Annotated in this window: 7 protein-coding genes; 2 read left to right on the top strand and 5 right to left on the bottom strand. The window is 56.8% G+C overall.

Annotated elements, in window-relative coordinates; translation table 11 throughout:
* Positions 1–172: 172 nt before the first annotated feature.
* Complete coding sequence (locus tag RR842_RS08825; protein WP_332729511.1) at positions 173–1987, bottom strand: flavocytochrome c; 1815 nt, start codon at positions 1985–1987, stop codon at positions 173–175.
* Positions 1988–2293: 306 nt separating this feature from the next.
* Between RR842_RS08825 and RR842_RS08820 the strand changes: the two genes are divergently transcribed.
* Entirely contained in the window at positions 2294–3709 is a 1416-nt protein-coding gene (locus RR842_RS08820; protein ID WP_332729510.1) for a LuxR C-terminal-related transcriptional regulator, read from the top strand.
* A gap of 82 nt (positions 3710–3791) precedes the next feature.
* On the opposite strand, the gene RR842_RS08815 is transcribed toward RR842_RS08820, so the two are convergent.
* The 4 genes from RR842_RS08815 to RR842_RS08800 all read right to left on the bottom strand — a co-directional run bounded on the left by RR842_RS08815 (position 3792) and on the right by RR842_RS08800 (position 8623).
* The gene (locus RR842_RS08815; RefSeq protein WP_332729509.1) at positions 3792–5141 is read right to left on the bottom strand and encodes a GGDEF domain-containing protein; all 1350 of its coding nucleotides are present in this window, start codon (positions 5139–5141) and stop codon (positions 3792–3794) included.
* A gap of 12 nt (positions 5142–5153) precedes the next feature.
* Positions 5154–5687, bottom strand: coding sequence for a V4R domain-containing protein (locus RR842_RS08810; RefSeq protein WP_332514039.1), 534 nt, complete (start codon positions 5685–5687; stop codon positions 5154–5156).
* 422 nt (positions 5688–6109) lie between these two features.
* Entirely contained in the window at positions 6110–7555 is a 1446-nt protein-coding gene (locus RR842_RS08805; RefSeq protein WP_332729507.1) for an APC family permease, read from the bottom strand.
* Between the two features lie 171 nt (positions 7556–7726).
* On the bottom strand, positions 7727–8623 hold the full coding sequence (locus tag RR842_RS08800) for an acetamidase/formamidase family protein (RefSeq protein ID WP_332729506.1): 897 nt from the start codon (positions 8621–8623) through the stop codon (positions 7727–7729).
* Positions 8624–8779: 156 nt separating this feature from the next.
* Between RR842_RS08800 and RR842_RS08795 the strand changes: the two genes are divergently transcribed.
* On the top strand, positions 8780–8944 hold the full coding sequence (locus tag RR842_RS08795) for a hypothetical protein (protein ID WP_332729505.1): 165 nt from the start codon (positions 8780–8782) through the stop codon (positions 8942–8944).
* Positions 8945–9095 lie beyond the last annotated feature (151 nt).

Here is a 9095-nt window from a genome sequence, read left to right as displayed (position 1 = left end):
GGGTTCACGAGCCCCGAACAGAAGCATCCCCTTCGCAACGAGACGAAGGGGATGCTTTTTCGATGCCAGGGAACGCGGTGGTTATCTACGTGCGATTCCCTAGGGGCTGTTCCTTTCGTATCGGGGTGCCCTTTGGGGAAGGAGGGGAGGGCACCCCGATGCCTGTGCCAGCTTACGCGAGCGCAGCGGCGTTCTTTCCGGCGATACGGCCGAACGTGTAGATGTCGGACATGGAACACGATCCCAAACGGTTCGTGCCCATCTTGTGGCCGGCCACCTCGCCGGCAGCGAACAGGCCGGGGATGGCGGCACCGGCGTTGTCGAGCACTTGCGCGTCGGTGTTGATATGCAGGCCGCCCATGGTGTAGTGCACGGCAGGCTTGTAGGACATGAGGTAGTACGGGCCCTCCTCGATGGGGACGAGCTTAGCGCGGTAGTTAAAGTCGGTGTCCTTGCCGTCCTTGCAGAACTGGTTCCACTTCTCGACGGTTTTCTTCAACTCAGCGGCATCGATGCCGAACGGCTCGGCCGCGGCTTCGAGGGTGTCGGCCTTGACGATGACCTTGCGTGCCTCGAGGTTCTCATACTCGTCGGCATGTGTTTTCAGCAGGCCGGTCTCGTCGGCCTCCTTCTGATTGAACAGCATATAGGCCTTGCCATCGGTCTGCTTTTTGATGGCGTTGGACAGCACGTCGCGGCGATCGAGCTCCTCGACGAAGCGGTCGCCTTCCTTGTTGATCATGATGGCGCGGTCCTCAAGGCGCATATCGCCTACGTACAGCAGAGCTCCGGTCTCAGGGTCGCACACGGGGTAGGTCTGGATGTACTCCATGTCGATGAGGTTCGCGCCGATCTTCTCGGCCATGACGATGCCGTCGCCCGTGGCTCCAACCGAGTCGGTGGACAGGATGGACTCGTCCATGGCAGGGTTGTACTTCTTGCGCATCTCCAGGTTCGAGCCGAACCCGCCTGCGGCCAGCACGACGGCCTTGCAAGCGACGGTGGCTTCCTCGCCGGTGATGCCGTTTTGCATCTTCACGCCGGTCACGGCACCGCTGGCGTCCTTGACCAACTCCGTGGCGCGCGTGTCGGTTACGAGCACGATCTCGTCCATCTCGTTCACGCGTTTGGTCAGCTTGGAAGTCATCTCGGAGCCGCTGTGCGTGATGGGGATGATGGAGCGCTTGATGGCGTGGCCTCCGAACTGCATGAGGTCGTGCTTCCACGAAATGCCGCCCTCGAATGTGAGCCACTGCGAAGCATCGAGCGCGCCTTCCGCGATAACCTGCACAAGTGCGGGATCGCCCTTGTCGTCGCCGCCGACCAGCATGTCTTTGGCCAAATCGGCGGGAGAGTCGGCAATGCCCTCGTGGCTCTGAATCCAGTTGCCCGGTACGGCCATCTCGCCGCCCGACAGCGCGGTGTCGCCGCCGCAGATGCCCATCTTCTCCATGAGCACGACGTTCTTGCCCTCGTTCGCGGCCGTGATGGCGGCTGCGAAACCGGCACCGCCCGCACCTACGACCACGACATCGGTGGACGTGGGAAGTTTTACCTCGCTTGCGTACTCGGCTTTGTCGCGCTTCTTCCACTCGCTCGACTTCTGGCCGGCGGCATCGAGCGCCTGCGCCACGGCCGTGGTGAACGCCATACTGGACAGCGTGGCGCCCGATACGGTGTCAACGTTGAGCGTCTGGTTGTCCACGATGAGCTTTGAGAGGCGGTCCATCGCTGCGTCGCCCATGCCGGGCGTTTCGCGCGAATCGAGTACCGTGATGCGGTCGAGCTTTCCGTCCGTCACCATGACTTCGACGTTAAAAGTGCCGTGCTTGCCCATACCGCTGCCTATGCCGGCGGCGGAGCCTGCCGCTCCCGAGCCACCCTCGTCCTTTTTACCCGACGGCGCGCATCCGGCCAAAGCCAGCGTACCGCCCACGGCTGCCAGCGCACTGCCCGTGAGAAACTTCCTGCGTGATAATCCGGTCATGTACATCCTCCTGACGTTGGTCGGCTGCATGCGATGTGCCGCCGACGTGGCTGGCATAGATTGCCGTGCCAGCACCCTCCCTAGTGTTCTTTCGGCACGGCGCGGGTTGCGTATACGTGCGACGTGCCGTTTCGATCGAACACCCAAAATCCTATCAGCTTAGAAAAAATGGACAATTATCCAGGGAGGTTAAATCCTTAACCCTCCTTTAACCCCTTGTCCAACAGGGCTGTTTCGCTATGATGGAACCGGTTGTCAGGTCGCAGTTAGGCACGGGGAAGCGAAACCGCAGGAAGGCGAAGCGCCATGCAAGATTTCATAGAGCGGTGGAAAGGCGTGTTCGGACGCGTGGCCGCCATTCCGCTCGTGTTTATGGGCGTGGGAGTCTACCGCGCTTGGCTTGCCACCTTCTTCCGCTACGATGCCTTTCCCACCATTGGCGTGTTCGACTACTTCCTGTTCGAGGGAGCCATCGGCATCGTGTGTTTTGCGCTTGCCTTTGCAGCGCGCAAAGTGGTGCCGCTGTGGTCGAACCGAGTCATCGGGCGCGCGGCGGCTGTCGCGATGGTGGGCGGGTCTGCGTTGGTGGTGGCAGCTTGCTTCGGCATGCAGGGCGATGCGTTGAAATGGGTTGGCCTGGTCTGCGCAGGTGCTGGCCTCGGAGCGCTTATCCTCATGTGGGCGGAATTCTACGGGTCGCTGAACCCGTTGCGCGTGGCCTTGTATCATGCCATGGCCATTATCTTCGGAGAGGCGTTGAAGTGGCTGTTCGTGGGTATGGATGCAGCCTATCTGGCGTTCTTTGCCATCGTGCTGCCGCTGGTTTCGCTTGCGTGCGTCAAGGCCAGTATGAGGCGCTTGCCCTCGCACGACCTTCCCCAGAAAGCGAGGCAGGGGGCATCGTACTCGTTTCCCTGGAAGCCCATCTTGCTCATGTCGGTGTGCACGTTTGCCGGTGGCTTCGGTACGCTGCCCGCGCAACCCCTGGTCACAGGCAACCTTGTGGGGGCGGTTTTCGTATGCGCCCTGGTGTTCTTCGGCGTGCTTTCGGCTTCGAAATGGTTCAACTTTGATACTATCTACCAGCTCGCCTTCCCGCTGTTCATCATCGGCTTCCTGTTCGTGACGCCCTCCTTTGGCGCCAATCCCGAGATCATGGCCATGTGCTACGACGCGGGCTACACGATGCTGTCCATGTTCATCATGATCGTGTTGAGCAGCATCACGTACCGCTTCGGTATCAGCGCCGTGTGGATCAGCGGCATTGAGCGAGGCATCCGCTACATCGTCGAGCTTTTGGGCTGGGGTCTGCTTGCGGTGCTGTCCTCGCACGCGGGCGAGCAGACGACATCGGTCATCTATACGGGCGTCGTTATTGTCATGGTCGTCATTTTTACGGCTATTCTGTTCACCGAGCGCGGCCTGTCTGCGCGGTGGGGCATTGCCGTGTCGGGCGATCCCTTTTCCGAGAGCGATGGGCCTTCTTCGCCGCAGCTAGCTCTGCGCGTGGCCACGTTGTCGCACGCACACGATTTGAGCCCGCGCGAGGAAGAGGTGTTGCAGCTTCTTGCCCGTCGTGAATCGATGGCGGAAATCGAGAAGGACCTATTTGTGGCCCATGGCACCATCAAGGCCCACATCAGCCATATCTATCGCAAGCTCGGCGTGCACAGCCGCGACGAACTGCATGCGTTGCTGGAAGGGACAGACGAAACCGTTTGAACTTCACAGTGTCCGCTTCTCGGGATTGGGTTGTGCGTGTTGCTTCAGGGTACACAGGGTAGGTGTTTGCGCTGATTAAGATTTAACTTAGTCGGGTTTCTCGATAGTTGATCGTGCTTCCTAGCGGGGGTTTGAATTGAGACTTATATCGATACATGCGAACATCTGCCTCTTTAAGGAGAGCGGAGGAGGTTATCCCACTGTGGGGGAGGTGCTCACTGGTTCCGAAGCTGAAGCTTTGGGGGAATGGCAAGGGTTCTACTAAAGAAGACCCCTCAATGCCCTCTTTCATAAAACGGGAACGTAGGGCTTCCAACTGCTCATCTTGGTAAGGTACTGAGATATTCTTGGTCATGAGCAGGAATTCATCGCCCCCCATGCGACAGAGTACAGAGTCTTCGAGGTAGGTGGAGAGAAATTTGCCCACATTGTGTAAGTAGGTATCGCCTTTTTCGTGTCCGAAAGAGTCGTTGCAATACTTGAGATGATCGATATCGATAAGGGTGATGCAAAACTGGATATCCTGCTGAAGCCAAGAATCGAGTTTTTCTGTCGCATAGCGACGATTAAAAAGATTAGTAAGAGGATCGGTGTTTGCATCGAACATAAGAGCACGTTCTTTTTCGACTTCGTCTGTGTGATCGCTGATGATATGCACCATGGCTTGACGCATGCCCCATAGCATGGGGTACGTTAAAATGTTGAAATGAAACTCGACCATGCATGACGGATTATTAAGATCGGGCACGGATACAGAAAGATCCCACCTGCTGTTGACCGTACGATAGGTTTGTGAGTGGGCGAACAGCTCTTTGCGCACGGCGTGAGGTAAGGCAGGATTGGTCTCTTTGAGTGTTTTCGCGATATCGTTCATAAGGTATTCCCCATTGGTTTCCAAATCGAGTACGACAAGGTAATCGGGCGAATTATTCATGACGACGAGGAATAAATCTTGAATTTGAGAAAGCTCCTTGTTGCGACGTTCGGCGTCAGAGCGCGCGTCTTCGAGCTTGCTTGTCCGTTCGGCAAGTTGGGATACCATGGAATTGAATCCCTCAGAAAAACCTCCCATAAAGTCAACTCGCTGACTGTAGTCTCCCCGCGCTATCTGCTTGGTTTGCCAAGCGAGGTGGCGCAGCGAACCTTGTAGTTCTTTTGCGGGGGCAGAAATCGGGTTTTCAATCGAAGGAGGGAGAGCGTCGAGGTTTCCTTGAGAAAGTTGGGTAACGAAACAACGGTTCTCATTCACACATTGAAGCAAGTAGTCGAGACCTTCTCCGAGTTGCTTAAATGCTTTGGGGAGGCGCTCGTATTCAATCCGGGCCGAGTCAGGCGAGAATAATATGTCCTTGAGACAATTGAAAAGGATGTCGGCTACCTGAGCGTTGGATAGACCCTCAACTGCCTGATGGATGTTGTTCGATTCGTCCATGTTTGCGAGATGCTACGATTCAACAATACCGTTGAATCGACAGACACGTGCGCCATTTGCCCAACAGTCGATTTCGCGAACGCGATAGGTCTTTCCGCTGTATACATTAAGGATGCCTGCGAGAAATCCTTCGTCATAGGTGCATACTACCTCGTTGGTGGGGGGAAGACCGCTGCAATCGAGATCCTCGGCAATGGTGAGGATAAACTCGCCGGTCTCGTGGTTAAATTGCTCCATGCGGAGAATGCCGATTTTGAGTTCTGCCAGCGTTTTTTGCAGAGATGAGACAAATTCGTCGGTGTCGAGAGTAAGGTCGAGTGCATTTTTGGCAAACTCTGATCCGGCTAGCAAGCCGGCTTTGCGAAATATCTCGTTAGAGTATTCTTGACCCTCCTTTTTAACGAGCACGTCATTCAGCGAATACTCCATCAGACGGTATACCAGTACAGGCAGGTCCTCTCCTAAGTTGCCTCGACCGGTTTTTATGTCACCGAGGGAATCCCAGGAAAAATCACTGTGAAGATAATGCGAGAAGACGTTTGACATGTGCGGCTCCTTTTGCAAATAGATTGCTTTTCCGCGGTCACTCGATCATGAGTACACTCATCCTATAAAGTACACCTGTTGTGCGGTAAAAGCTATAAAAAGCCTCTTTAAGAAAAGTTGTTCACATTTTAGCGGATTGTGATGCTGTAGGGAGTTCAAAGAGGTGAAAGGCAGACTACGAAGAGGTGTACATAAGCACCGTACATAAGGAGCATTCAAAACGAGCACGATGTTCGTGAATCCGAGTGCTCTCGCGATCGGGGATAGGTAGGTTGTATCTGCCCCTGATGGCGCTGATGCTGGCCGGTGGGTTTGTCTTTCGCGCGGGCGGTTCGATCGAAGTTGAGGAGAACCGCCCGCGCGACTTAGTGTTTACAATTTTGCTCCCTCGCGCTTAGATTGCTAGTCCAAGGAGGGGGCGGTTATACTTCCAGATCGACGTTCTTTTTCAGCACCTTATGCAGCACGACGTAGTACACGATGCCGGCGACAACCCAGGTAATGCCCATGATCTTTGAGGCCGGATCCAGGCTGAACCAGGTGAATCCTACGATGATGAAGCCCAGCAGCGGTATGATGAGGTGCGTGAACACCTTGCCGTCGCGTTTCTTGATGAAGAAATGCCATACCACGGTGAAGTGCAGGATGCAGAACGCCGTGAGTGCACCGAAGTTCACCAGGCGTGAGATGGCATCGATGCCCAGCTGTTCGAAGATAACGACGAGCACAAGAGAAAGCGTTCCCACGAAAGCGGCGGCGACGTAGGGTGTCTTGAACTTCGGATGCACCTTCGCTAGGGCCTTAGGCAGATTGCCGTCACGGCTCATAGCAAACAGGATGCGCGAAATGGCCGTCTGCGCAGCCAGCGAGTTGAAGATGCCCCAGGCGATAGCGGTTGCCAAGGCGCACAAGATGTAGAGGAACTTACCGCCGACCACTTCAGCAACCAAGTAGAACGCATTGTCGGGGTCGTTTGCGAACACGGCACCGTCGGGGCTGATGCAGCCCGCGATGTAGGTCTGCAACATGAACAGGAAGCCTACGATGAGCAGCGATCCCACCATGGCGCGCGAGGGGCCGCGCTTGGCATCGTGGGCTTCTTCAGACAGCGTCGCAATGCCATCAAAGCCGAGGAAGGACAGCACGCCCAGCGACACGGCGCCCATGACCAAGCCGATGTTGAACGTCTCGGGATTGTAAAACGGCTTGAACGTGAAGCCGTTGGACAGCGGATCGGTGGCCAGCCATAGTACGCCCATGACCACGAACACGGTCAAGCAGAGGATTTCAAGCACCACGGCCACGCGGTTCACGATGACGGTCAGCTCGATGCCGCGGATGTTCACGAAGGTGTTGATGACCACAAACAAGATGCCCCACACTACGGCGGGGATTTCGGGCACGATGCCGCTCATGGCCTGGGCGGCCACTACATAGAGCAACGTGGGTACCAGCAGGTAGTCCAGAAGCATGGTCCAGCCGGTCACGAAGCCTACTGGTTTGGTGATGCCGCGGCTGGTGTAGCCGTACACCGAACCCGATACGGGGAACTCGCGGGAAAGGACGGCGTAGGAGAATGCCGTGAAGATCATAGCGATCATGCCTACCAGGTACACGAGGGCCGGCATGCCGCCGGAATCGCCGAACACGCCGCCGTAGATGCCGAACGGCGCGATGGGTACCATGAAGATCAGGCCGTACACCAGCATATCGGGTACGGACAGGGCGCGCTTGAGTTCTTGTTTGTATCCCATCGACTCAAGTGCTGCATCGGAAGCATTGTTTTCCATCTCGATAAGTGTTTGCGGGGTGGCAGGGGACTGAGCTGCGTCGTTTGCCGACGACACCGCCTTTTGTTCTTCGGTCATGAAAAATCTCCTTTGGGTAGACAGTCATCCTAGGCGTGCAGGAGCAAGCTATTGAGGTGTCCTGCGGGGTAGGTCAAAGCCTTTCTGGCTGTAGCCAGAAAAACCTTCCGACTCAAATGCAGTGCATCGACCAAAATGAAGCGTGTCGGGTAGCTGGCTGTTCGGATACGGCTACAGGATGAAATCCAACGCTTCCAGCACGTACTTCGGTACCATGAAGCGCACGGTTTTCTCCGGGTCTACCATTTGGCATACCTGGACGTCCGCCACGATCGACAGCAGCAGTACCAGCTCGTCTTCGGGTGTTCCCGTGCGGTCGTGCAGCAGAGCTACCATCTCGTGCACAGCGCGGTCGGCTGCCTCATCGAGCGTTTCCGCCGAGGCGATCACGCCGAAATGCGTGTCGTTTTCGATGAGTGGGTTGGTGAGGGTGAGGTCAGGCAGCGCGGTGAGCGTGACCGTGGCCCAGCCAGCAACTTCTGCGCCTGACACGCTTATCTCGCCGTCTCCCATAGCTGCATGCATGTCGCCGCAACCGAACAGGGCTCCTTCGACGGCCACGGGAAAGTAGAGCGTAGCTCCCGTGGTGATGGCGGTGTTGTCCATGTTGCCGCCGTGGCTACCGGGCGTGCCGCAGTTCACGGGCGCGCCGGCCGGCGCAACGCCGATAACACCGATCATGGGATTCAAAGGGATGGAGAGCTTGTCGTTCCAGATGAGCCGGTCGTTCTCGATGGCGCACAGGCGCGTGCTCCACGCATCGAACAGGTCGCCGCAGACACCCTCGTTCTTGCCCGTGCACGAGGCTGTCTGATCATCCAACTCGATGTTGTCGATGGTCACCTTTAATGCGCCTCCGGGTACTGCGCCTTCGACGTAGACGGGACCAGTTGCGGGGTTGATGGCATCCCAGTCGATCTCGTCTAGCACGTCCTCGGGTGTGCGCACCTGATTGCCGAAGCAATCCTTCGTGCGTATGCGCACGGTCTCGCCCGACGCTACCTTCAGCACCGGCTCGAGCTCCTTGTCGAACGCGAACAGCACTCGCTCGTCGTTCAGTTCCTTCATGCGTCCTCCTCTCCTGATTGACGGCAATACTCCGTCACGCTAAAGCGCGTCGGTTTGGCATCAGGATACGCCAGGTCGCGCAGGAAAGCGAGGGGTGAATACACTTCGGCAGCTTTGGGTCAGCAGCTTCAGGTCGCAGTAGGAGTTGTTGAGCTGTTGAAGCTAGGCATCAAGCAGCGCGGAGAAACCTCCGTGTGCTTTTCGGTAGTCGGTGGCTTTGTGGAGATGCACAACTTTGAACGCTGGTGGAAAGCATTCCGGGATCGCTACGAATTCAACGGCCTGATGTTCCTCGAGCTGGGCCACGCCCAAACGACCTAGCTTCTGGCGAATGGTGCGGACGTGAAGACAGTGCAGAATCGCTTAGGCCCTGCCGATGCATCGCTGATGCTGAACCAGTATGCGCATGCGATACCCGACAACGACGAGAAAGCCGCCGTGCTGGTGGGGGAGCTGTTCTCGAAGAAGCTAG

This window comes from Gordonibacter sp., assembly GCF_036667095.1.
GTDB lineage: Bacteria > Actinomycetota > Coriobacteriia > Coriobacteriales > Eggerthellaceae > Gordonibacter.
This window is presented reverse-complemented; position numbering and strand designations above follow the sequence as displayed.